General features: G+C 59.1%; 21 protein-coding genes. 12 read left to right on the top strand and 9 right to left on the bottom strand.

All coding sequences use genetic code 11. From position 1 onward, the window contains the following. Positions 1-36: 36 nt before the first annotated feature. The gene (locus BFP92_RS05465) at positions 37-948 is read right to left on the bottom strand and encodes a LysR family transcriptional regulator (RefSeq protein ID WP_065912416.1); all 912 of its coding nucleotides are present in this window, start codon (positions 946-948) and stop codon (positions 37-39) included. A 166-nt stretch (positions 949-1,114) separates the two neighbouring features. On the opposite strand from BFP92_RS05465, the gene lysA reads away from it, so the two are divergent. Continuing rightward, the gene (gene lysA, locus BFP92_RS05460; RefSeq protein ID WP_065912414.1) at positions 1,115-2,437 is read left to right on the top strand and encodes a diaminopimelate decarboxylase; all 1,323 of its coding nucleotides are present in this window, start codon (positions 1,115-1,117) and stop codon (positions 2,435-2,437) included. A gap of 49 nt (positions 2,438-2,486) precedes the next feature. On the opposite strand, the gene BFP92_RS05455 is transcribed toward lysA, so the two are convergent. Then, complete coding sequence (locus BFP92_RS05455) at positions 2,487-2,723, bottom strand: glutaredoxin family protein (RefSeq protein ID WP_065912412.1); 237 nt, start codon at positions 2,721-2,723, stop codon at positions 2,487-2,489. Positions 2,724-2,812: 89 nt separating this feature from the next. Next, positions 2,813-4,021, bottom strand: a complete 1,209-nt coding sequence (locus BFP92_RS05450) for an ammonium transporter (protein ID WP_065912478.1) — start codon at positions 4,019-4,021, stop codon at positions 2,813-2,815. 373 nt (positions 4,022-4,394) lie between these two features. Between BFP92_RS05450 and BFP92_RS05445 the strand changes: the two genes are divergently transcribed. The 8 genes from BFP92_RS05445 to BFP92_RS05410 all read left to right on the top strand — a co-directional run bounded on the left by BFP92_RS05445 (position 4,395) and on the right by BFP92_RS05410 (position 13,179). Then, positions 4,395-4,709: an ElaB/YgaM/YqjD family protein gene (locus BFP92_RS05445; RefSeq protein ID WP_017136182.1), complete on the top strand. Its 315-nt coding sequence runs from the start codon at positions 4,395-4,397 to the stop codon at positions 4,707-4,709. Between the two features lie 5 nt (positions 4,710-4,714). Further along, positions 4,715-5,104 carry a phage holin family protein gene (locus BFP92_RS05440; RefSeq protein WP_017136181.1) on the top strand — a complete coding sequence of 130 codons (390 nt, stop codon included), beginning with the start codon at positions 4,715-4,717 and terminating at the stop codon, positions 5,102-5,104. Continuing rightward, positions 5,101-5,433, top strand: a complete 333-nt coding sequence (locus BFP92_RS05435; protein ID WP_017136180.1) for a hypothetical protein — start codon at positions 5,101-5,103, stop codon at positions 5,431-5,433. The genes BFP92_RS05440 and BFP92_RS05435 overlap by 4 nt, the downstream gene beginning before the upstream one ends. Before the next feature lie 91 nt (positions 5,434-5,524). Next, on the top strand, positions 5,525-6,688 hold the full coding sequence (locus BFP92_RS05430) for an EAL domain-containing protein (protein WP_065912410.1): 1,164 nt from the start codon (positions 5,525-5,527) through the stop codon (positions 6,686-6,688). Between the two features lie 71 nt (positions 6,689-6,759). Continuing rightward, a complete protein-coding gene (locus BFP92_RS05425) occupies positions 6,760-8,091 on the top strand; it encodes a deoxyguanosinetriphosphate triphosphohydrolase (protein WP_065912406.1) in 1,332 nt (443 codons plus the stop codon). A gap of 165 nt (positions 8,092-8,256) precedes the next feature. After that, complete coding sequence (locus BFP92_RS05420) at positions 8,257-8,652, top strand: response regulator (RefSeq protein WP_065912404.1); 396 nt, start codon at positions 8,257-8,259, stop codon at positions 8,650-8,652. A 256-nt stretch (positions 8,653-8,908) separates the two neighbouring features. Then, positions 8,909-9,535, top strand: a complete 627-nt coding sequence (locus BFP92_RS05415; RefSeq protein WP_065912403.1) for a response regulator transcription factor — start codon at positions 8,909-8,911, stop codon at positions 9,533-9,535. 8 nt (positions 9,536-9,543) lie between these two features. Beyond that, positions 9,544-13,179: a transporter substrate-binding domain-containing protein gene (locus BFP92_RS05410; RefSeq protein WP_065912402.1), complete on the top strand. Its 3,636-nt coding sequence runs from the start codon at positions 9,544-9,546 to the stop codon at positions 13,177-13,179. A 25-nt stretch (positions 13,180-13,204) separates the two neighbouring features. Here the strand turns inward: BFP92_RS05410 and BFP92_RS05405 are convergent, their stop codons facing one another. Together BFP92_RS05405 and BFP92_RS05400 are read right to left on the bottom strand one after the other, a co-directional pair. After that, positions 13,205-13,687, bottom strand: a complete 483-nt coding sequence (locus BFP92_RS05405; RefSeq protein WP_065912401.1) for a GAF domain-containing protein — start codon at positions 13,685-13,687, stop codon at positions 13,205-13,207. Beyond that, entirely contained in the window at positions 13,684-14,574 is an 891-nt protein-coding gene (locus BFP92_RS05400) for an ATP-binding protein (protein ID WP_065912399.1), read from the bottom strand. Before BFP92_RS05400 ends, BFP92_RS05405 begins: the two co-directional genes overlap by 4 nt. A 163-nt stretch (positions 14,575-14,737) precedes the next feature. Here BFP92_RS05400 and BFP92_RS05395 point away from each other — a divergent pair, with 163 nt between their 5' ends. Continuing rightward, a complete protein-coding gene (locus BFP92_RS05395; protein ID WP_065912397.1) occupies positions 14,738-17,047 on the top strand; it encodes a hybrid sensor histidine kinase/response regulator in 2,310 nt (769 codons plus the stop codon). Here the strand turns inward: BFP92_RS05395 and BFP92_RS05390 are convergent. The 3 genes from BFP92_RS05390 to msrB all read right to left on the bottom strand — a co-directional run bounded on the left by BFP92_RS05390 (position 17,001) and on the right by msrB (position 18,573). Next, positions 17,001-17,492 (bottom strand): MarR family winged helix-turn-helix transcriptional regulator, encoded by a 492-nt coding sequence (locus tag BFP92_RS05390; RefSeq protein WP_065912393.1) that lies wholly within the window; start codon positions 17,490-17,492, stop codon positions 17,001-17,003. The genes BFP92_RS05395 and BFP92_RS05390 overlap by 47 nt on opposite strands. Then, a complete protein-coding gene (locus tag BFP92_RS05385; RefSeq protein ID WP_065912391.1) occupies positions 17,489-17,974 on the bottom strand; it encodes a glutathione peroxidase in 486 nt (161 codons plus the stop codon). Before BFP92_RS05385 ends, BFP92_RS05390 begins: the two co-directional genes overlap by 4 nt. Before the next feature lie 206 nt (positions 17,975-18,180). After that, entirely contained in the window at positions 18,181-18,573 is a 393-nt protein-coding gene (gene msrB, locus BFP92_RS05380) for a peptide-methionine (R)-S-oxide reductase MsrB (RefSeq protein WP_065912389.1), read from the bottom strand. Positions 18,574-18,775: 202 nt separating this feature from the next. Between msrB and BFP92_RS05375 the strand changes: the two genes are divergently transcribed. Together BFP92_RS05375 and htpX are read left to right on the top strand one after the other, a co-directional pair. After that, complete coding sequence (locus BFP92_RS05375; RefSeq protein ID WP_012723006.1) at positions 18,776-19,987, top strand: pyridoxal phosphate-dependent aminotransferase; 1,212 nt, start codon at positions 18,776-18,778, stop codon at positions 19,985-19,987. Positions 19,988-20,292: 305 nt separating this feature from the next. Beyond that, a complete protein-coding gene (gene htpX / locus BFP92_RS05370; RefSeq protein ID WP_056857171.1) occupies positions 20,293-21,180 on the top strand; it encodes a protease HtpX in 888 nt (295 codons plus the stop codon). 77 nt (positions 21,181-21,257) lie between these two features. Here htpX and BFP92_RS05365 read toward each other — a convergent pair. Further along, positions 21,258-22,480 (bottom strand): IS3 family transposase gene (locus BFP92_RS05365; RefSeq protein WP_122527355.1). Its coding sequence is split into 2 segments (ribosomal slippage): positions 21,258-22,129 and positions 22,129-22,480, totalling 1,224 coding nucleotides; the frame shifts between segments, so codons are not numbered across the junction. Positions 22,481-22,533 lie beyond the last annotated feature (53 nt).

The raw sequence follows: 22,533 nt of genomic DNA, 5'->3' as shown, positions 1-22,533 counted from the left end.
CGATCAAGACCCCCCGTACACGACCAGTGGGTCTGCTCAGAGGTTCTGCAACTGAGCACTGATGCGCTGGCAATTGCTGCGCAGCACCTCCACAAAGTGGAGGACGCTGGACGATTCGGGGCGGTGCAACGGCCGTACGACACTCACACAGTAAGAGATCGAATGGGAAAAACGCCGGATCTGCAAACCTCTGCCCACATAGTCCAGCGCAGTGAGTGGATTGACGATTGCAACGCCGACACCCAGGTTGACGGTCGCACACACAGCGCTGGCGTTATGCGTTTCCACCACCAGCCGTCTCTCAATACCGGCCTGGTGAAAGATCGCGTCGGTTTTGATCCTGTAGGGATCATCCGCCGCCAGGTAAACAAAATTCTGCCCATTGAAGTCCTCTGGTGTGAGAACTGCTTTTGCATTGAGCGCATGGTGAGAGGGCAAGACACACACCACATCAAGGTTTAACAAGGTTTCGCTGTGGGTTCCAGGTGGCGTCTCAAGGGTTTCAGTCAGCCCCAAATGGTAACGCTGAGCCGTCAGTGACTCTTCCAGAGCGGGAGACTCCTGCGGCGTGACATTGATGCTGACACCCGGGAATTTAATACAAAAATCCTGGCACACCTGCGGCAGCAAGGCATTCGAAAACGCCGGCTGGCAGGTCAGCGAAATTTGCCCATGGCGAAAGTACCGGATCGCCTCAGCGGCGTTCTTGACGCGCGCCAGGCCTACATAGCTGCGCTGAACTTCATCGAAGAGCATCAGGCCATGCTCGGTGGGTATCAGTTTTGCGCCCGCGCGTTTGAACAAGGTCAACTGAGTCAAGGTTTCAAACCGACTCAGCTCGCGGCTGATAGTGGGCTGCGAGGTATTCAGGAGAGCAGCGGCAGCGGTTGCACTGCCGGTGGTCATCACCGCCCAGAACACTTCCACATGGCGAAAACTGAAATTCATGAGCAAACCCACGCACTGAATTGAATGGGTGAAACCATATCAGAAATGAATAGATGGCCATCATTTTGATATTTTTTCTTTATTTTTTCGCCATGCACACTTGCATCGTCTGCGCTGAGAAAGTTGTCAGTGCGTTTAGTTGGCCTCATCCAATCGAGGTAGGAAGATGGATCATTTTCATTTTATCAACGGCCATTTACATGCAGAACAAGTGGATGTACGTGCCATTGTCGAACAGCACGGTAGCCCTGTTTATCTCTATTCAGCACAGTCGCTGAAAAATCACTATGCCGTAGTCCAAAAAGCATTTTCTGCACTGTCGCCTTTGATTTGCTTCTCGGTAAAAAGCTGCAGCAATCTCAGCGTCCTCAAGCTGCTGGTCGATCAAGGTTCCGGCCTTGACGTGGTCAGTGGCGGTGAACTGTACCGGGCACTGATGGCAGGCGTGACCGCAGACAAGATAGTGTTCGCGGGTGTCGGCAAGTCCCGTGAAGAAATCAGCTATGCCGTTGACGTGGGCGTGTTCCTTTTTAATGCGGAGTCCGAGGCAGAGCTGCTGCGCCTGGATGCGATCGCGTCGGCGGCCGGCAAGCGGGTAAAGGTGGCCATTCGGGTCAATCCCGATGTGGCGGATGCCGGCACCCATGAGAAAACAGCCACCGGCGGCCGCCAGACAAAATTTGGCATACCGATTGAACGCGCCTATGAACTGTTTGCCCCAAAGCGTTACGCGAGCGTCGATGTCGTTGGCATTCATATTCATCTCGGGTCCCCGATCCCGTCGGCCCACACCTACGTGTCTGCCATCGACAAGATTGAAGACATGGTCAACCGGCTTCAGGCCGCTGACTGCTCGATTGAGTTCATCAATATCGGCGGAGGTTTTCCAGCGCAATACGGCAACGAAAGTAATCCCGTCTGTTCATTGACTGAAACGGGCGCGCTTATTTGCGAGCGTCTGCAAGAACTGAAACGTCGTGGTCTGCGCTTCATCATTGAGCCGGGCCGTTCGATCAGCGCGAACGCGGGCGTTTTACTCACCACGGTCGAGTACATCAAACAAGGCTGGGACCGCAAGATTGCGATTGTTGATGCGGGTATGAATGTTCTGCTGCGCCCCACTTTATACGGTGCGAATCACGTCATCTGGCCAACCCGATTTGGCGACTTTTCCGGCCATTGGACGGCGTTGAGCGAGAGCGTCCGTATCGCGGGAGGCGCGCCCCTGGAAGAAATCGACATTGTTGGCCCCATTTGTGAAACCGGCGATCACTTCGCATTAGGTCGGCCTTTGCCCGTCCTGGAAGACGCAAGCTTATTGGCGATTTTCTCATGTGGCGCTTATGGGATGAGCATGGCCAGCCAATACAACTCCCGAGGGCGCCCGCCAGAAGTGCTGGTGGAGGGAGCACACGCCACACTGATACGGCGGCGCGAATCACACGATGACTTGATCGCGCATGAGCGCTGCGGTCTGGAGAACACTTAAGGCGCTTGAACAACCAAAACCTGGTGGTCAGCAAGCCACCGGGCTCACGCTATTTAAGGAAGTTGACCACCTGCTCGGTCTCGAACGGCCAATCCAGCTCCGCCGCGGTATCCAGGCGCCGAAGCACCGGGATGCGCAGCCCGTAGACGTCGGTGAGGTCGGCAGGGTCGGTGATATCCACCAACTCCACCAGCAACCCGTGTTCGACGAGCGGCATGATTTCGGCTTCAGCAAGCTCACAAAGATGGCAACCCAGGGTGCCGAACAACTGGCATTCAGGCAGCATGGCAAATGGACCCGATCAAAAACAGGCCTCCATTCTAAGCCCACCCACCTGACGGTGGCGAGCGAGCCAGCCGGTTGCCAGGCGGCCGATCAATCCTGGCTGACCGCGCCAATCTTGTGGATCGACAAATCCGCGCCGTAATACTCCTGCTCCTGACTCAGGCGTAGCCCATGCACACGCTTGATCACGCCGTACACCAGCAAACCACCGACCAGCGCCACGGCCACGCCCAGTGCGGTGCCGATCAACTGACTGATCAGGCTGACGCCGCCCAGGCCACCGAGTGCGGTCTGGCCAAAGATGCCGCAGGCAATGCCGCCCCACACGCCGCACAGGCCATGCAGCGGCCATACGCCCAGCACGTCGTCGATCTTCCAGCGATCCTGGGCGGCGATAAAGCACCACACGAACAAACCACCGGCGATCACACCGGTGAGCAGCGCGCCCACCGGGTGCATCAGGTCGGAGCCGGCGCAAATCGCCACCAGTCCGGCCAGCGGGCCGTTGTGCAAGAAGCCTGGGTCGTTGCGGCCGATCACCAAGGCTGCGACCGTGCCGCCGACCATCGCCATCAATGAGTTGACCGCCACGAGGCCGCTGACACCATTGAGGGTTTGCGCACTCATCACGTTAAAGCCGAACCAGCCGACGATTAGAATCCACGAACCCAACGCCAGGAACGGAATGCTCGAAGGCGCAAACGCGACCAGCCGCCCTTCTCTGTAGCGCCCATTACGCGGGCCCAACAGCAGCACCGCCGCCAGCGCCAGCCAGCCGCCCATGGCGTGCACCACCACCGAGCCGGCAAAGTCATGGAAGCTGGCGCCAAAGCGCGCGAGCAACCAGGCTTGCAGGCCGAAATTGCCGTTCCACACCATGCCTTCGAAAAACGGGTAGATAAACGCCACGATCAGCGCGGTGGCACACAATTGCGGGGCGAACTTGGCGCGCTCGGCAATGCCGCCGGAAATGATCGCAGGGATCGCTGCTGCGAAGGTCAACAGAAAGAAGAACTTCACCAGGCCATAGCCGTGGTCGGCGCTGATCACCGCGGCCGGCTGCATAAAGCTCACACCGTAGGAGATCCAATAGCCTATAAAGAAATAAGCCAGGGTCGAGATGGCGAAGTCACTGAGGATTTTCGACAGGGCGTTGACCTGGTTTTTCTGGCGCACGGTGCCGACTTCCAAGAATGCGAAGCCGGCGTGCATGGCCAGGACCATGACCGCACCAATCAGGATAAACAGGGTGTTGGAGCTGTGGACGAGGGTGTCCACTGCGCTTTGCAAATTTTCCATGGAGGTTGGCAGGCCTGCATTCAAGGCAAAAAGCACCAAAGCGGTTCAAGCCGGGGTTACGCGCACTAAATTGGCACCCGCGGCCCCACCCCTCTTGAGGAGGCGTGAACCGCTTTAGCGCAGCGATCAACACAACGGGCCGTTGCCGACAGGGTTTTTCCGCGAGTTTGTGTGATTTAGGGTAAGGTTTTTCCAGGCATTGGCCTCGATCCGCCCTGACTCGGCGCAAGCCTCAGGGCCTGCGCACCAAGGCAAAGCAAAAGCTGTACCAGACAATTGAAGTGAACCTTCACCGAAGCCGGTGACTCGAAAACTCATCTACACAAACTACGCACACTCAGACATACAGAATCAGCCAATCACGGAGATACCCATGGCCAGAAGAACTGCTAAGACTGCTCAAGAAATACTGATGGCGGATTTCCAAACCCTGGTCAGTGACACCGAAAAGTTGCTCGACGACACCGCCGTACTCGCTGGTGACCAGGCCGATGAGCTGCGCAGCAAGATTCACGAAAGCCTGCTCAAAGCCCGTGAAACCCTGCAACTGACCGAAGATTCCCTGCGTGAACGCGGCCAGGCGGCGGTCACGGCCACCGAAGATTACGTGCAGGCCAACCCTTGGCAGTCGGTGGGCATTGCCGCCGGCGTGGGCTTCCTGATTGGTCTGCTGGCTACAAGGCGCTAACTATCATGTCTATCGGCGAAACCGGCTCGTCCACGGGCACAAGTTCCACTTCACGACGCCTGGGCGCAGCCGTTCTGGGCTTGCTGCACAGCCACGTCGAATTATTTGGCATCGAGTTGCAGGAACAGAAGGCCCGCACCGTTAGCCTGCTGTTGTTTGCAGGGTTGGCGCTGGTGTTTGCCCTGTTATTGCTGGTGGGGCTGTCGACGCTGGTGATGATCCTGGTGTGGGACACCGGTTACCGCCTGACCGGGATCATTTGCCTCTGCGTGTTCTACAGCCTGGCTGCGGCCTTCTGTGGGGTGCGTTTGAAAGCGGCGGTGTTCGATGAGTCCACGCCCTTCCATGCCACCCTCGAAGAGCTGGCCAATGATCGGGAGCGCCTGCTGCCATGAGCATGACTGAAATCCCGCAAAACACCTCGCGCCGGGAAATGCGCAAGGCGTTGATTCGCCTGCGCATGGAAATGCATCGCCAGGAGATCCGTCACGAGTCCCAGCAACTGATGGCGCCGCTGAACAAAATGCGCGACATGCGCCACAACTGGCAAGACAGCCTGGGCATCAAGCACGCGCCGCTGTGGGGCGTGGCGGCGGTGACCCTGATGGGCTTTTTTACCGGCAAGGGCGCCAAGGGCGGCGGCATCAGCAGCCTGACGCGCCTGGTGCGGCTGGGTGCCGGTTTGATCCCGCTGATCAAATTGGCCATGCAGCGTAAAGGCTGAAGCTGGCTGGCTGCATTCTTGCAAACAGAATCGGCCCGGCCCTCGTGATTGAGGTCCGGGCCTTTTTCGCCAGCTCTGTTAAGGAGGCCCCGTGATCGACGGGCAACCGCTCGCCTGCTTCCAACCCTTCATCGACACCGCCACCGGACGCATTGCCGGCGTCGAAGCCCTGGGCCGCCTGCGTCAGGCCGATGGTCACTTGCAGTCGGTGGGCCCGCTGTTTGCCGACCCGCGCACACCGGGCGTGGCCCTGCGCCGCCTGGACCGGCAGATCCGCGAAAACGCCTTGAGCCGCCTGCATGAAGCACCCGTCGACTGGTTTCTGAGCCTGAATATCTCACCCCGCTGGATCAACCGCCTGCGCCCTGGCCAAGCCTTGCCCAGCCTGAAACAAGTGCAGGCGCACAACGTCGATCCGCGGCGCATTGTGTTTGAAATCACCGAACTGGGCGGCGACATCCAGCGCCTGGCCGAGGTGGTCGCACGCTATCGAGAGGCCGGCGCACGCATCGCCATCGATGACTTCGGCGCCGGCTATTCGCAACTCGACCGCGTACTGGCGCTGCAGCCGGATATTCTCAAGCTCGACATGCGCCTGTTCCAGGAAGCCGCTAAAGGCGGGCCGAGCAGTGACGTGGTGCGGGCACTGGCGCAAATGGCCGAAAAAACCGGCTGCTGGATCATCGCCGAGGGCGTGGAAACCGAGGCGCAACTGAATTTTGCCCTGGAGTGCGGCGCGCGTTATGTGCAGGGTTTTCTGTTCGCCCAGGCCCAGTTGGACTGGTTTGCCACTGATGCATTCGTAGCGCGCTTTGCCCAACTGCGCAGGGTTTACGTACAGCACAAACTCGCCGAGCGTGGCCGTGTGATGCAGTTGCGCGTGCAATTGGCCGAGCTGATGAGCATCCTGCAACGCTGGGCACAGGCCCGCGCGCCGCTCGATCAGTTGCCCCAATTGCCGGACTTTCCATGGCTGCTGCGCTTTTACCAGTGCGACCGCCATGGCACCCAGTTGACGCCCAACTTCGAGTGGCGCCAGGATGCCTGGCAGGCCGACAGCCGCTACCTGGGCCACAACTGGTCATGGCGGCCGTATTTCTATTACCTGCTCGCCGAAGGCTGGGAGGAGCGGCGCCTGACCCTGTCGTCGACCTACCGCGACGCCACCACCAACCAGTATTGCCTCACTGCCGGACAGTTCTTCGATAACGGTCAGCGCTTGCTGTTAATCGATATCGATGCGGCCGGCCTGTAGATTTTTGCTTGCCGATGCCGCGCTGAACCGGGAAGCTGGGAGGGTCATTCACCGCACGGAGAGTAACCGCCTTGGATTGGCCCACCCTGCTTACCCGCGAACGTCTTGGAAAACCCCTGCACAGCCCGGAAGAACTCGGCCGTAGCCCGTTTCACAAAGACCACGATCGGATTATTTTCTCCGGCGCGTTCCGCCGCCTGGGCCGCAAGACCCAGGTGCACCCGGTGTCCAGTAACGACCATATCCATACACGCCTGACCCACTCCCTGGAAGTCAGCTGCGTCGGCCGCTCCCTTGGTATGCGCGTCGGCGAAACCCTGCGCAGCGCCCTGCCCGACTGGTGCGAGCCAAGCGACCTGGGCATGGTGGTGCAATCGGCTTGCCTGGCCCATGACATCGGCAACCCGCCGTTCGGTCACTCGGGTGAAGATGCCATTCGCCACTGGTTCCAACAGGCGGCCGGACGCGGCTGGCTGGATGACATGAGCACGGCCGAGCGCAATGACTTCCTCAATTTCGAAGGTAACGCCCAAGGTTTCCGGGTGCTCACTCAGCTGGAATACCATCAGTTCGACGGCGGCACACGCCTGACCTACGCCACCCTCGGCACTTACCTGAAGTACCCCTGGACCGCCCGCCACGCGGATTCGTTGGGCTACAAGAAGCACAAGTTCGGCTGTTACCAGAGCGAGTTGCCGATCCTTGAGCAGATCGCCCACAAGCTCGGCTTGCCGCAATTGGAAGAGCAACGCTGGGCGCGGCATCCGCTGGTCTACCTGATGGAGGCGGCCGACGATATCTGCTACGCCTTGATCGACCTCGAAGACGGCCTGGAAATGGAGCTGCTCGACTATGCCGAAGTCGAGTCGCTGCTGCTCGACCTGGTGGGTGACGATTTGCCCCAGACCTACCGGCAACTGGGCCCGCTGGATTCACGTCGGCGCAAGCTGGCGATTTTGCGCGGCAAGGCCATCGAACACCTGACCAATGCGGCGGCACGCGCCTTTGTCGAGCAGCAGGACGCCTTGCTCGCCGGCACGCTGCCAGGCGACCTGGTGGAACACATGCACGGCCCGGCCAAGCGCTGTGTACTGGACGCCAAGGACATGGCACGCAAGAAAATCTTCCAGGACAAGCGCAAGACCCTGCACGAAATCGGCGCCTACACCACCCTGGAAATCCTGCTGAACGCCTTTTGCGGTGCCGCCCTGGAGCAGCATGGCGGGCGCACGCCGTCGTTCAAGAACCGGCGCATCCTTGACTTGCTGGGTAACAGTGCGCCGAACCCGGCGTGGTCGCTGCACGCTTCGTTTCTGCGCATGATCGACTTTATCGCCGGCATGACCGACAGCTACGCCACCGAAATGGCACGGGAGATGACCGGGCGCTCCAGCCCACAATAAAACGTTGATCTCGCCGCCTGCGTCTCGTACAGACTTTACCTACGACGGGAACAGAGCGGCCTGATCGAATTCGCACATCGGCTCGAGGAATAATCGCGCAGGCTTCTTGCGAACCTGACACACAATTCCTACGTCACGCCCCTCTGACTGAGCCATGTGCCTTCTATGCCCATACCCTGTCTTCGAATCCTATTGGTGGAGGATCATCCCTTTCAGCTCCTGGCCACTCAGTGCCTGCTCAAGAGTTTCGGTTTCGAGCAACTGACCCTTGCGGAAAATGCCGAACAGGCGATCCGCTCGATGTCCTGCGCCGCCCGCCCCTTTGACTTGATGCTGTGCGATCAATGCCTGCCTGACCTGCCTGGGCTGGAACTGGTAGACATTGCCCATCGCGGACACTTCATCACCGGCGCCATCTTATTGAGCAGCCTGCCGGCAACAGAGTTGTCCAACCTGACACTCCAGGCCCTGCAGCGCGGCTTGCCACTGCTGGGTTACTTATTGAAGCCGCTGAATAAAGAGGCGCTGGCCGAATTGATTGCGCCACTGTCCTCGATATAAATGTAGGACTGTAAACACTGTTCACGGGTCAATAATCGCTGCAATACCCTCGTTGAACCCCTGACACCGTTCCAGGGCTGACTGATTCAACTATTGCTTACATCCGACGACGCAAAGCCTTATCGAACGGTAGGTCGTTACCTTTTATTATGTAGGAATTCTCCTGTTTTATATCTACTCCCCCCAACGCTCATCCTCCTGCCTCATCTTCTGAGCTAATGTGCCCGCTTTATTTGCACTTGCATGGAATATGATTATGAACACGGTTTTTATCATTGATGACCATCCGGTTATCCGGCTGGCCATTCGCATGTTGCTGGAACACGAGGGTTATAAAATCGTTGGCGAAACGGACAACGGGTGTGATGCGATACAGATGGTTCGCGAATGCCAGCCCGACCTGATCATTCTGGACATCAGTATTCCCAAACTCGACGGCCTCGAAGTGCTCTGCCGATTCAACGCAATGAACACCTCGATGAAAACCCTGATCCTGACGGCCCAGAGCCCGACGTTGTTTGCCACGCGCTGCATGCGCTCGGGTGCAGACGGCTATGTGTGCAAGGAAGGCGACCTGAGCGAATTGCTGAGCGCCATTCGTGCGGTGCTGTCGGGTTACAACTACTTCCCCAGCCAGGCACTCAGTTCCAATGGCGTCGACAGCAAGGACGCACTGGAACTTGAACTGTTCAAGGCCGTGAATGACCGCGAACTGATGGTGTTGCAACTTTTCGCACAAGGTCGCACGAACAAAGAAATCGCCAAAGGTATGTTTCTAAGTAACAAGACAGTAAGCACTTACAAAAAAAGGCTGATGCAAAAACTTAAAGCCAAGTCCTTGGTAGAACTTATCGAGATGGCAAAACGAAACGCGCTAGTGTGAGAAAGCGGATGCCCAGGCGTATAAAGGACTATCTGATTATATTATTGGCCGGCCTGTGCTTGAGCACGACCGTGCCCGCAGCCCTTCAAATCGGACCGGAACACTTCACCTTATTGAGCCGCGCGGGTACCGTTCAACTCGATACTCAACTGGATAAGGCCCAGCGCCAGTGGCTACTGTACAAACGCGAGCTGGTACTGGGCACCTCGGCCCCCGACTATCCACCCTTCGACCTCACCTCCAGCGGTCGCGACTATGAGGGCCTGACCGCCGATTACGCAGGGCTGCTGGCCAAAGCCATGGCCTTGCCCGTCAAGGTGTTGCGCTATCCGACACGAGACGCTGCGATCCATGCGCTTGAAACCGGGGAGATCGACCTGCTGGGCTCTTCCAACGGCTTTGAGGCTGCCAACCCCAAGCTCATGCTGTCGCAGCCGTATGCGGTGGACCAGCCCGTACTGGTGACCCGCGAAGGTGAAACCCGCAGTTTGAGCGATGGCCTGGCCGGCCTGCGCTTGAGCCTTGTCTATCACTACCTGCCGTTAAGCGAAGTGGAAAAGTTGTACCCGCAGGCGGATATCCGCGCGTTTCCCTCTTATCAGAACGCGCTCAATGCCGTGGCTTTCGATCAGGCGGACGTGTTCCTGGGGGACACTATTTCCACCCATTACATGATCAACAAGGGCTACCTGAAAAACGTCCACATGGCCAACTTCGGCAAGCATGAAGCTTATGGGTTCAGCTTCGCCTTGCGCCACGACCAGGACGTTCTACTGAGCATCGTCGATGCGGTGCTGGCGGCCGTCCCCATTAACGAGCGCGACAGCATCGCCAAGCGTTGGAGCGCCGGCAGCGACATCCTGCTGACCGACAAGAAACTGCAATTGACCCAGCGTGAAGAGCGTTGGCTCAAAGAACACCCGGTGGTCAAAGTCGTGGTCAATGAGACGTTCGCGCCGTTGACGTTCTTCGATGCCGACGGCAACTTTCGCGGTATTACCGCCGACCTGCTGGAACTGATCCGCCTGCGCACCGGCCTGCGTTTTGAAGTCCAGCGCAGTCGCGAACTCAGCACCATGATCGAGCAGCTCACCACGGGTAAAGCTGATGTCATCGGGGCCATCGTCCCCAGCGCCGAACGCGAGACTCAGCTCAGCTTCAGCCGCCCTTACCTGGAAAACTCCTACGTCCTGCTGACCCGCAAGGAGCCCGACGCGGCCGCAAACCTGGAGCAGATGGCAGGCAAGCGCCTGGCAATCACCCTGGGCAACCCGCTGGAGAAAACCTTGGAGGATAACTTCCCACAGATTCGCCTGGTGGAAGTCAGCGATACCTTCAAGGCTTCGGAAATGCTGGCCCAAGGCAGTGTGGACGGCGCGGTGAACTCGTTGGTCATCGCCAACTATTTCCTGGCGTCCCAGGTGTTCCAGGACAAACTGCAGATCAGCGCCAGCATCGGCACACTGCCCGCGACCTTCGCGCTGGCCACGCCACGCGGAGCCGTTGAACTGAGCTCAATCCTGGACAAAGCGCTGCTGAGCATTGCCCCGGACGAAATGGGCGTGATCAACAGCCGCTGGCGCGGTTACACGCCGGCCTCCGACAGTTACTGGCGCAATTACCATCAACTGATTGCGCAAATCATCGTTGGCACCGGGTTGCTGCTGCTGATTTCCCTGACCTGGAACGCCTACATGCGCCGCCAGATCAAGCATCGCAAAATGGCCGAGCGCGCCCTCAATGACCAGTTCGAGTTCATGCGCGCATTGGTCAATGAAACACCGCACCCGATCTACGTACGCGACCGCAAGGGCCTGTTGCAGACCTGCAATGACAGCTACCTGCAAGTGTTCGGGGTCAAACGCGAAGAGGTGATCGGCAAGAGTGTGGTGCAAATGGACATGGCACTGGCCCCTGAGGCCGCGCAGTACCATGCCGACTATCAGCGGGTGGTGGTGGAAGGCACTCCGCTGATCCTCGATCGCACCCTGCACATTCACGGCAAAAAACTCACGATCTACCACTGGATCCTGCCCTATCGCGACTCGGACGGCGAAGTGCAGGGCATCATCGGCGGCTGGATCGATATCAGTGACCGGCGCCAACTGTTCGATGAGTTGCGCACCGCCAAGGAACGCGCCGACGAGGCCAACCGCGCCAAAAGCACCTTCCTCGCCACCATGAGCCATGAAATCCGCACGCCGATGAATGCCGTGATCGGGATGCTCGAGCTGACCCTCAAGCGCGCCGATCAGGGCCATCTCGACCGCCCGGCGATCGAAGTGGCCTACAACTCGGCCAAGGACCTGCTGGAGCTGATCGGCGATATCCTCGACATTGCACGCATCGAATCCGGCCGCCTGAGCCTGGCACCCGAACGCGTGAACCTGCGCGAAGTGATCGAGTCGGTGGTACGCGTCTTCGACGGCCTGGCCCGCCAGAAAACCCTCAGCCTGCTGCTCGAATTCGACACCCACCTCGACAACACCGCCGTGCTGATAGACCCGTTGCGCTTCAAGCAGGTGCTGTCCAATCTGGTCAGCAACGCGATCAAGTTCACCGAGCGTGGGCAGGTGAAGATCAAGGTGCAGGTGCAAGCCACCGAACAGCCCCACGAGGTGCAAATGAAGCTGGTGGTCGAGGACACGGGCATCGGCATCAGCCGGGAGGATCAATTGCGCCTGTTCGAACCCTTTGCCCAGGCGGACAACTCCGGGCACCTGGCCAGGAGTGGAGCGGGCCTGGGGCTGGTGATCTGTCGCAGCCTGTGCGAGATGATGGGCGGGCAACTGAGCCTGAGCAGCGTGCCCATGGTGGGCACTCAAGTACAGGTCAGTCTGAGGATGACCTGCCTCAAGCCCATTGAAGCGCTGGACGAGCTCAAGTCCCAGGCGCCGACAGCCGCGGCGGTGCTCAATGTGCTGGTGGTGGACGACCACCCGGCGAACCGTTTGCTGATGTGCCAGCAATTGGGTTACCTGGGGCACCAGTTCACGGCGGCCCAACATGGCGCCGCCGGGTTTCAGGCCTGGCGCCAGGAGCACTTCGATCTGGTGATTGCCGACTGCAACATGCCCGTGATGAATGGCTATGAGTTGAGCCGTTCGATCCGTGAATACGAGCAGCGAGAGCAACAGGTGCCCTGCGTGATCCTCGGTTTCACCGCCAATGCCCAACCCGAGGAAAAACTTCGTTGTGCGCAAGCGGGCATGAATGACTGCCTGTTCAAGCCCATCAGCCTTACGGCACTGGAGCAGCATCTGGCGCAGATCAAACCGCAATCCGGCGGCCAGCGGCTGGAACTTGAGTGCCTGGACGCACTGACCGGCGGCGACCCGCAATTGAGCCGACGTTTGCTGGCGGAACTGTTGAGCAGCAGCCGTCAGGACCGCGAGGACCTGGTGGCCTTGATGGCCCGCCAAGCGGCGCCCCAGGCCATCATTGAGCAAGCCCACAAGATCAAGGGCGCCGCGCGCATCGTCCAGGCAACTGCATTGGCCGCGCAATGCGAAGCACTGGAACAGGCTTGTGCCCGCAACGAAGCGCGCCCCACGCTGGACGTGGGGGTCAAGGCCCTGGAAAAACTCATGCTGGAGCTGGAGAGGACGCTGCAGGTGCAGCTCCATAAGCTGGGCAGTCAATAACGGCGACTCGCCCTCTCCTGCTGGATCAGCAGTCGGTCAACCGCAGGAAAATCGCCGCCAACTGCTCGATGCCTGCCTGGTCCTGCTCGCTGAAACGGGCCAGCGACGGGCTGTCCAGATCCAGCACACCCACCAGCCGGCCATCCTTGACCAATGGCACCACCAGTTCGCTGTTGGAAGCGCTGTCACAGGCAATATGGCCCGCGAATGCATGCACATCTTCCACCCGCTGGGTTTGGCGCGATGCCGCCGCCGCGCCGCAGACGCCACGCCCGAAGGGGATACGCACGCAAGCGATCTGGCCCTGGAACGGTCCAAGCACCAGTTCTTCATTGCGATTGAGGTAGAAGCCCGCCCAGTTCAAGTCGTCCAACTGGTTGAACAGGAACGCCGAGAACTGCGCACTGTTGGCGATAAAGTCACGCTCATCGGCGAGCAGCGATTCCAGCTGCGCGCAGAGCATGGCATAACCGTCCAGGCCGGTGCCGGCCTGTTGTAAATCGATCATGGTTGACGCTCCAACAACTTGAGACCTACCCAGTAACGGGCGAATTGATACGCGCACCGGCCGTTGCGGTTGCCACGCCCGGTGGCCCAGCGCACGGCCAGGATGTCGAGAGCTTCATCACGCTGCCACTGCAAGCCGGCCTTGTTGGCCAGTTCGCCGATCCAGTGTTCGACCACGTCCAGGAAGTGTTCCTGGCTGAACGGGTAGAACGACAGCCACAAACCAAAACGGTCGGACAAGGCAATCTTGTCTTCCACTGCCTCACTGGGGTGCAACTCACCGTCCACGCGCTTCCAGTTGTCATTATCGCTCTGGTTTTCCGGCACCAGGTGACGACGGTTGGAAGTGGCATAGAGCAAGACGTTTTCCGGCGCTTGCTCAAGGGAGCCGTCCAGCACGCTCTTGAGTACGCGATAATCACCCTCACCCGCTTCAAAAGACAGGTCGTCACAGAACAGGATGAACCGCTGCGGCAGCTTGAGCAGTTGCTCGACCACGCGCGGCAGGTCAGCCAGGTGGTCGCGCTCGATTTCAATCAGGCGCAAACCGGCCTTGGCATGCTGGGCCAGCAAGGCGCGCACCATGGAGGATTTGCCGGTGCCGCGCGAGCCCCACAGCAACGCATGGTTGGCGGGCAGGCCATCAAGAAATTGCTGAGTGTTGCGAGCCAGTTGCTCACGTTGCTTGTCCACGCCGATAAGGTCGGACAGGCGCATGTCCAGGCTCACTTCCAACGGCAGCAAAAAGCCGCTGCGGCCTTCGCGCTGCCAACGGGCGGCGAGACAATTATTCCAGTCGATGGCTTGACGCGGTGCTGGTAACAGCGGTTCCAGGCGAGCCAGAACCGCATCGGCCCGCTCAAGAAAGGCATTCAATCGAGAGTCCACGATTATTCCTCTGGCAAGTTGTCGCAAAAGATGGCGTATTGGCAACCCTGTGGCAGACCCCACGAGGCTGCGTATAAAACGATTCATGCCGACCAAGCGATAGCCTGTGGATGTTCAGCTATGCTTGCCGGGCGAAGGGAAACGTGAAGTGGTTCAACACCCGATGGATATCAAGTTCGCCCACCGCTTGTCTTATAAACAAGCTCGATTGACTGTGCTAGTCGGATTTGTCTTGGGAACCTTGCTCAGCCTGATCCAAATCGGCATTGATTATGTCAGCGAAGACGCCTCGATCAACCGTGAAATACGCTCACTGATCGAAATCAGTCATAACCCTGCTTCACGTATCGCCTACAACATTGACGCCGAACTCGCCCAGGAACTGGCCCTGGGCCTGTTGCACTCGCCGGCCGTCACCCACGCGCAACTGGTCGATAACAATGGCGTGGTGCTGGCCGACGTGAACCGGCCGCGCAAAGAGAGCGCGTACCGGCCCATCAGTGACTTCCTGTTTGGCGCCAACCGCCTGTTTGAAGACCGACTGTTCCTGAGCCACATGCCCAATGACTCCCTCGGCGTGCTGCGCCTGGACGTCGACACCTATGCCTTTGGCAGCCGTTTCCTGCACCGTGCCGAGATTACCCTGCTCAACGGGTTCGCCCGCAGCCTGCTGCTCACAGGCATTCTGCTGGGCCTGTTCTACGTGATGCTGACCCAGCCGCTGGTGCGCATTATTCGTGCGCTGAGCACCAGCAAGCAGGCCCGCCTGGATTGCCCGCCGGGTCACGAAAACGATGAAATCGGCGTGCTGGTGAACGTCGCCAACCAGCAATTCGAAAACATGCAGACCGAAATCCAGCAACGGCGCCATGCCGAGGACCGCCTTACCGAATACCTGGGCCAACTGGAAGATATCGTCTCGGCACGCACCCTTGAGCTCAAGGCCAGCAACCAGCGCTTGAGCCAATCCAACGATGAGCTCGAAGCCGCCAAACTGACCGCCCTGGCCATGGCCCAGGCGCGCGCCGCGTTCCTGGCCAATATGAGCCATGAGATCCGCACGCCGCTCAATGGTTTGCTGGGCATGATCGCGCTGTCGCTGGACAGCCCGCTGAACGCCGAACAACGCCAGCAACTGTCCATCGCCCACGATTCGGGCAAGGTGCTGGTGGAACTGCTCAACGACATCCTCGACCTGTCGAAATTCGACGCCGGCCAGTTGGAGCTCGAACGCATCCCGTTCGACCTCGGCTCATTGGTGGAGGACACCGCCAACCTGCTGTCGCAGAACGCGGCGCCGAGTGTCGAGTTGACCTGCCTGATCGACCCGCTGTTTGCGGCGCAGGTGATTGGCGACCCGACACGGGTACGGCAAATCGTCAGCAACCTGCTGTCCAATGCCTTGAAGTTCACCCGCTTCGGCCGCGTGGACGTGCGCCTCAGTGCCGAGAATGGCCGGGTAAAAATCGAAGTCTGTGACACCGGCATCGGCATTGCCCAGGAAGCGCAGGTGAAGATATTCCAGCCGTTTACCCAGGCAGGTGCGGGTATCACGCGCCAGTTCGGCGGCACCGGGCTGGGGCTGGCGTTGACGCATAACCTGTGTGAAGCGATGAAGGGCCGCTTGAGCATCAGCTCGGAAGTCGGCTTCGGCAGCCAGTTCTGCGCCGACCTGCCGCTGCCCACACATTTACCGGCCGCACGCCAAGCGCCACTCGCGGGCGAAGTCATCGCCATCACCAACGCCGGCAGCGGCCTGGCGGAATTGCTCGGCACCTTGCTGCCGGCTTGGGGGTTGGCGCTGCGCTGCTATTCCCAGGACGATGACTTGACCGGGCTGCGCCCCGACCTGCTGATCACCGATTGCCCGGAGTGCCTGTTCCGCCTGCGCCCAGGTATCAGCGCACCGATTCTGCTGGTGACCGCCTACGGCAACTTCATGCCCAGCGAAGAAGTCGCGGCCCTGATGCCGCTGCAGCAACAGGCACGCCCGCTGAGTCGCAATGCGCTGTACCAGATTCTGCAACGCAACCTGCGCAGCGAGGCGCAACTGATCCTCGACCCTGTCCAGATGGAGGCCGCGCCCCAGGCGCATCGCGCGCGCATCCTGCTGGTGGAGGACAACCCGGTCAATCAACTGGTGGCCAAGGGCATGCTCAGCAAGCTCGGCTGCGAAGTGATCGTGGCGGCCCATGGCGGCGAAGCGCTCAAATTGCTGGAAGAACAGCGCTTCGACATGGTGTTGATGGACTGCAATATGCCGGTGATGGACGGCTACGAGGCCAGTCGGCAGATTCGTCGCAGCGGGCGCTGGCCGGAACTGCCTATCGTCGCCTTGACCGCCAACGCCCTGGCGGAGGAGCGCGAGCGCTGCCGGGCGGCGGGAATGGATGACTACCTGGCCAAACCGTTTCGCCGCGAAGAGCTCAAGGCCCTGCTGGACCTGTGGGTGCGGAACTCGACAAGCCTTTGATCTGCGCCAGCAACTCGTCCAGCCCCTTGCGCAACACGTCGGCCTGGTTCAGGTCGACGCCGCTGTCGCACAGCAGCCGGGTTTTCAAGGCATGGGCCTGGTCGCGCAACTGCACGCCCGCGGGGCTCAGGCTCAGATGCACCTCGCGCTCATCCAGCGCGCTGCGCCGACGCTGCACCAACGCCAACTGTTCCAGGCGCTTGAGCAACGGCGTCAGCGTGCCCGAGTCGAGCATCAGGCGCTCGCCCAGGGCTTTGACTGTGGGTTGCGCCGGGGCGGCGGCGTGCCACTCCCACAACACCAGCATTGCCACATATTGCGGGTAGGTCAGGCCCAACGGGTCGAGCATCGGCTTGTACGCCCGCGTTACCGCGCGGGACGCGGCATAGAGCTTGAAGCACAGCTGGTCGTCCAGGGCCAGGGACACACGGGGCACGTCGGTCATTTGAGCAGGGCTTCGATCTCTTGGGTCAGGGCTTCGGGCTTGGTGGTCGGGGCAAAACGCTTAACCAACTTGCCATCACGGCCAATCAGGAACTTGGTGAAGTTCCACTTGATGCGTTGGGAGCCCAGCAGCCCCGGCGCTTGTTTTTTCAGTTGCACGAACAGGGGGTGGGCGTCGCTGCCATTCACGTCGATCTTCTTGAACAGCGGGAAGCTGACGCCGAAGTTCAGCTCGCAGAACTCGGAAATCGCCCCCTCGTTGCCAGGTTCCTGTTTGCCGAACTGATTGCAGGGAAAGCCCAGCACCACCAGACCTTGATCCTTGTACTGCTGCCAAACCTGCTCCAGGCCCTTGTACTGCGGGGTGAAGCCACATTTGCTGGCGGTGTTGACCACCAAAATGGCCTTGCCGGCAAAATCGGCCAAGGTCTTTTGCTCACCCTTGATGGTGGTGCACGGGATGCTCAGCAGGTTGTCGCTCATGGCAGCGCCTCGAATACGGGGAAAGAACTGCAAAGATAGTAGGCAATTCAATTGTGTGCAATTTAATTGACCGCAGGGATGCTTTTACATAGATCGTTCCCACGCTCTGCGTGGGAATGCAGCCCAGAACGCTCTGCGTTCGCTTCTGAAGTCGTGATGCGGAGCGTCACAGGAGGCATTCCCACGCGGAGCGCGGGAACGATCAGTCAGCGTGGAACCAGGTCCAGGCACACCGAGTTGATGCAGTAACGCAGGCCGGTGGGCGGCGGGCCGTCCGGGAACACATGCCCCAGGTGCGCGTCGCACTTGGCGCAGGTGACTTCGGTGCGGATCATGCCGTGGCTGACGTCACGGATCTCGATCATCGCGCTGTCGGCAATCGGTGCGTAGAAGCTCGGCCAGCCGCAGCCGGAATCGAACTTGGTGGTGGAATCGAACAGCGGCTCATTGCAGCAAATGCAGTGGTACACGCCATCGGTCTTGGTGGCATTGTATTTGCCGCTGAAAGGTCGCTCGGTGCCTTTGAGACGGCACACGTTGTACTGCTCCGGATCAAGCATCGCCTTCCATTCATCAACGGTTTTCTGCAACTTATCCATCGGTACACCTCGGCAACTGAAAAACCCTGATCTGTGTCTTTTCCATGGATCAGGCGGCACGTATGATTGCGCCTCTTCAAAACGCCAGTCTGGCACCCGCGCTACCGGCATTCAAACGTATTTATGGGTGCGGGCCCCGCAGGTTTCGCAGTACGGTAGTGTCCACGCCGTCTGGATCGTTCATTTTCAGGATCACATCGCCATGCAGGTCAGCAAATCGAACAAGCTCGCCAACGTCTGCTACGACATTCGCGGCCCAGTGCTCAAGCACGCCAAACGCCTGGAAGAGGAAGGCCATCGCATCCTCAAGCTGAACATTGGCAACCCGGCGCCCTTTGGTTTCGAAGCGCCGGACGAAATCCTCCAGGACGTGATCCGCAACCTGCCGACCGCCCAGGGCTACAGCGACTCCAAAGGCCTGTTCAGCGCCCGTAAAGCCGTGATGCAGTACTACCAGCAAAAGCAGGTGGAAGGTGTCGGCATCGAAGACATCTACCTGGGCAACGGCGTGTCCGAGCTGATCGTGATGTCCATGCAGGCCTTGCTCAACAATGGCGATGAAGTGCTGGTGCCGGCGCCCGACTACCCGCTGTGGACCGCCGCCGTGACCCTGGCCGGCGGCCACCCGGTGCACTACCTGTGCGATGAAGGCGCGGACTGGTTCCCGGACCTGGCCGACATCAAGGCCAAGATCACCCCGAACACCAAGGCCCTGGTGATCATCAACCCGAACAACCCCACCGGCGCGGTCTATTCCAAAGAAGTGTTGCTGGGCATGCTCGAACTGGCGCGCCAGCACAATCTGGTGGTGTTCTCCGACGAGATCTACGACAAGATCCTCTACGACGACGCCGTGCACATCTGCACCGGCTCCCTCGCGCCGGACCTGCTGTGCCTGACCTTCAACGGCCTGTCCAAGTCCTATCGGGTGGCGGGTTTCCGTTCCGGCTGGATCGCCATCTCGGGCCCCAAGCACAATGCCCAGAGCTACATCGAAGGCATCGACATGCTGGCCAATATGCGCCTGTGCGCCAACGTGCCGAGCCAGCATGCGATCCAGACCGCCCTCGGCGGCTACCAGAGCATCAACGACCTGATCTTGCCCCAGGGCCGTCTATTGGAACAACGCAACCGCACCTGGGAACTGCTCAACGCGATCCCGGGCGTCAGCTGCGTGAAACCCATGGGCGCGCTGTATGCCTTCCCGCGCATCGACCCGAAAGTCTGCCCGATTCTCAACGACGAGAAATTCGTGCTCGACCTGCTGCTGTCGGAAAAGCTGCTGGTGGTGCAGGGAACGGCGTTCAACTGGCCGTGGCCGGATCACTTCCGCGTGGTGACTTTGCCGCGCGTGGATGACCTGGACATGGCCATTGGTCGCATCGGCAACTTCCTCAAGTCCTATCGCCAGTAATGTAAAAGTCGCTGTACGACCGCCATTCGGTCGTACAGCGAGTATCTGGCAACACTTCTCTAGCCTGCCTCCCCTCCTCGCTTGCCACTGCACCCCACGCACCGGTCAGCCCCTTGTAATTACAGGGCGCCAAGGCATGAGCGTGGTGATCAGCGGTCACTTTTCAGGTCAGAATTTCCCTTCAAGGCTCTACATTGATGCTGTAGGACACAGTTTGAAATAGTCGCTCGGTTGAATCACCCCAGGCCGCACCTTATATACCCCGCAGTACGCGACATATTAAGCATGAGGAGAACTCTACAACCATGATGCGCATCCTGCTGTTCTTGGCCACTAACCTGGCGGTCGTGCTGATTGCCAGCATCACCCTGAGCCTTTTCGGCTTCAACGGGTTCATGGCGGCCAACGGGGTTGATCTGAACCTCAATCAGCTGCTGGTTTTCTGTGCGGTCTTTGGTTTTGCCGGCTCGCTGTTTTCGCTGTTCATCTCCAAATGGATGGCGAAGATGAGCACCAGCACCCAGGTCATCACCCAGCCACGCACCCGGCATGAGCAATGGTTGCTGCAAACCGTTGAGCAACTGTCCCGCGAGGCCGGCATCAAGATGCCTGAGGTCGGGATCTTCCCCGCCTATGAAGCCAACGCCTTCGCCACCGGCTGGAACAAGAACGACGCGCTCGTTGCGGTGAGCCAGGGCATGCTCGAACGCTTCTCCTACGACGAAGTGAAGGCCGTGCTGGCCCACGAGATCGGCCATGTGGCCAATGGCGACATGGTCACCCTGGCGCTGGTACAAGGCGTGGTGAACACCTTTGTGATGTTCTTCGCACGGATCATCGGCAACTTTGTCGACAAGGTGATCTTCAAGAACGAAGAAGGCCGTGGCATCGCCTACTTCGTGGCGACTATCTTTGCCGAAGTGGTACTGGGCTTCCTGGCCAGCGCGATCACCATGTGGTTCTCGCGCAGACGCGAATTCCGCGCAGACGAAGCCGGTGCCCGCCTGGCCGGCACCGGGGCGATGATCGCAGCGCTGCAACACTTGCGCTCGGAACAAGGCCTGCCGGTGCACATGCCCGACAGCCTGACCGCATTTGGCATCAACGGTGGCATCAAGCAAGGCTTTGCCCGCTTCTTCATGAGCCACCCGCCGCTGGAGGAGCGTATCGATGCGCTGCGTCGCCGGGGCTGATAACTCAGCGATGATGGCTTTGCAGTGACGGCTTTGCAGTTGTCCAGTCCTGACATAGGTTTACACCTATTTCAGCCTCAAAACGCCCGATGCACCGCATCGGGCGTTTTGTATTTCAGCGATAGATGTGGCCGCTCACTGTTATAGATATGCACGGATTGATCCACCATTCGCGCGGCTTCAGCCGCATCTTTGGGCCGATGCAAGAGAAACTCGGTTTTCAAAATCCCGTTCACTCGTTCGGCCAAAGCATTTTGGTAGCAGTCGTAACCATCGGTCATAGAACACCGGATACCGTGCTTTACATGCAGCCGCTGATAAAGCTCGGAGCAGTATTGGATGCCTCGATCTGAGTGATGAACAAGGTTTTGCTCTGTTTTTCTGCACTTGAGGGCTTTACTGAATGCCTGAATCACAGACTCCGTGTGCAAGCTTTCGTGAACATGATGCCCCACGATCTTCCGAGAGTAGGCGTCAGTCACCAAGCTCAGATAGGCCACGCCCGTTTGAGTGGGCAAGTAGGTGATATCGGCTACCCAAACTTGTTCTGGCGCCGTAGCAACTACCTGTGATGGCCCTTCTTTGAGCAGGTTGGGGTGCCTGTGAAAGCGATGATGACTGTTTGTCGTTTTGTGATAGGCCCGCTTTCGAGGAACCAACTCTCTGCGATCCCGCAAAATGTCGAAAAGGCAGTCTCGACCAACCTTTACCGGGGCTTCGGGCTCGCTATGCATGAGGTTATGAAGCTTTCGGGTTCCAAGCCTAGGTTGTCTGAGGCGCTTTTCGTGCACGAACCCCATAACCTTCTGAGCCTGGAGGGCTCGAGCATTACATGCTCGAATGCGTTTGTAATATGCCTGGCGGGATATCCCGATGAACTGGCAAGCCCGGCTGATACTCAGGTCTTGGACTTTCCTTTGGGAGAGGGCTTGCCGGATCGCTTTTTTACGACAGAGACACCAAAGTCATTCTTGAGTACATCAACAACGGCTTCGAAAAACTGAGCTTTCTGATTGGCTTGAGCGAGTTGCTCTTCAAGCTCTTTGATTCGCTGTTCGGGCGTCAGCGGCTTGTCGGGCTCATCCATGGAACGGGATCTCTTGGTACGAATGGACGCGCTTTGACTCCAGTTCTGTCGACCATGCCTGCGTAGCCAGTTCAACACCGTAGATTTGCCCTGGATGCCGTAGCGCTCTTGAGCCTCTTTATAACTCAACTCGCCTTTTTCGACCTGATCGACGACTGACAATTTAAAGGTCAGCGAGTAGTCACGCTGACTGCGCCTTTTTCCTGAATTCATTACGCCTTCCTGAGATTGGGTCAGAAGGTGTAAACCTTATTCAGGACGGGACA

This window comes from Pseudomonas sp. 58 R 3 (genome assembly GCF_900006605.1).
In the GTDB taxonomy this organism is placed as follows: Bacteria; Pseudomonadota; Gammaproteobacteria; order Pseudomonadales; family Pseudomonadaceae; genus Aquipseudomonas; species Aquipseudomonas salomonii.
Note: the sequence above shows the minus strand (reverse complement) of the source record. Positions and strands in the feature narration are given on the sequence as shown.

Excerpts from the sequence above, each read along its gene's own strand:
- BFP92_RS05465 (WP_065912416.1), bottom strand. The coding sequence starts at position 948 with ATGAATTTCAGTTTTCGCCATGTGGAAGTGTTCTGGGCGGTGATGACC.
- lysA (WP_065912414.1), top strand. The coding sequence starts at position 1,115 with ATGGATCATTTTCATTTTATCAACGGCCATTTACATGCAGAACAAGTG.
- BFP92_RS05455 (WP_065912412.1), bottom strand. The coding sequence starts at position 2,723 with ATGCTGCCTGAATGCCAGTTGTTCGGCACCCTGGGTTGCCATCTTTGT.
- BFP92_RS05450 (WP_065912478.1), bottom strand. The coding sequence starts at position 4,021 with ATGGAAAATTTGCAAAGCGCAGTGGACACCCTCGTCCACAGCTCCAAC.
- BFP92_RS05445 (WP_017136182.1), top strand. The coding sequence starts at position 4,395 with ATGGCCAGAAGAACTGCTAAGACTGCTCAAGAAATACTGATGGCGGAT.
- BFP92_RS05440 (WP_017136181.1), top strand. The coding sequence starts at position 4,715 with ATGTCTATCGGCGAAACCGGCTCGTCCACGGGCACAAGTTCCACTTCA.
- BFP92_RS05435 (WP_017136180.1), top strand. The coding sequence starts at position 5,101 with ATGAGCATGACTGAAATCCCGCAAAACACCTCGCGCCGGGAAATGCGC.
- BFP92_RS05420 (WP_065912404.1), top strand. The coding sequence starts at position 8,257 with ATGCCCATACCCTGTCTTCGAATCCTATTGGTGGAGGATCATCCCTTT.
- BFP92_RS05415 (WP_065912403.1), top strand. The coding sequence starts at position 8,909 with ATGAACACGGTTTTTATCATTGATGACCATCCGGTTATCCGGCTGGCC.
- BFP92_RS05410 (WP_065912402.1), top strand. The coding sequence starts at position 9,544 with ATGCCCAGGCGTATAAAGGACTATCTGATTATATTATTGGCCGGCCTG.
- BFP92_RS05405 (WP_065912401.1), bottom strand. The coding sequence starts at position 13,687 with ATGATCGATTTACAACAGGCCGGCACCGGCCTGGACGGTTATGCCATG.
- BFP92_RS05395 (WP_065912397.1), top strand. The coding sequence starts at position 14,738 with ATGGATATCAAGTTCGCCCACCGCTTGTCTTATAAACAAGCTCGATTG.
- BFP92_RS05390 (WP_065912393.1), bottom strand. The coding sequence starts at position 17,492 with ATGACCGACGTGCCCCGTGTGTCCCTGGCCCTGGACGACCAGCTGTGC.
- BFP92_RS05385 (WP_065912391.1), bottom strand. The coding sequence starts at position 17,974 with ATGAGCGACAACCTGCTGAGCATCCCGTGCACCACCATCAAGGGTGAG.
- msrB (WP_065912389.1), bottom strand. The coding sequence starts at position 18,573 with ATGGATAAGTTGCAGAAAACCGTTGATGAATGGAAGGCGATGCTTGAT.
- BFP92_RS05375 (WP_012723006.1), top strand. The coding sequence starts at position 18,776 with ATGCAGGTCAGCAAATCGAACAAGCTCGCCAACGTCTGCTACGACATT.
- htpX (WP_056857171.1), top strand. The coding sequence starts at position 20,293 with ATGATGCGCATCCTGCTGTTCTTGGCCACTAACCTGGCGGTCGTGCTG.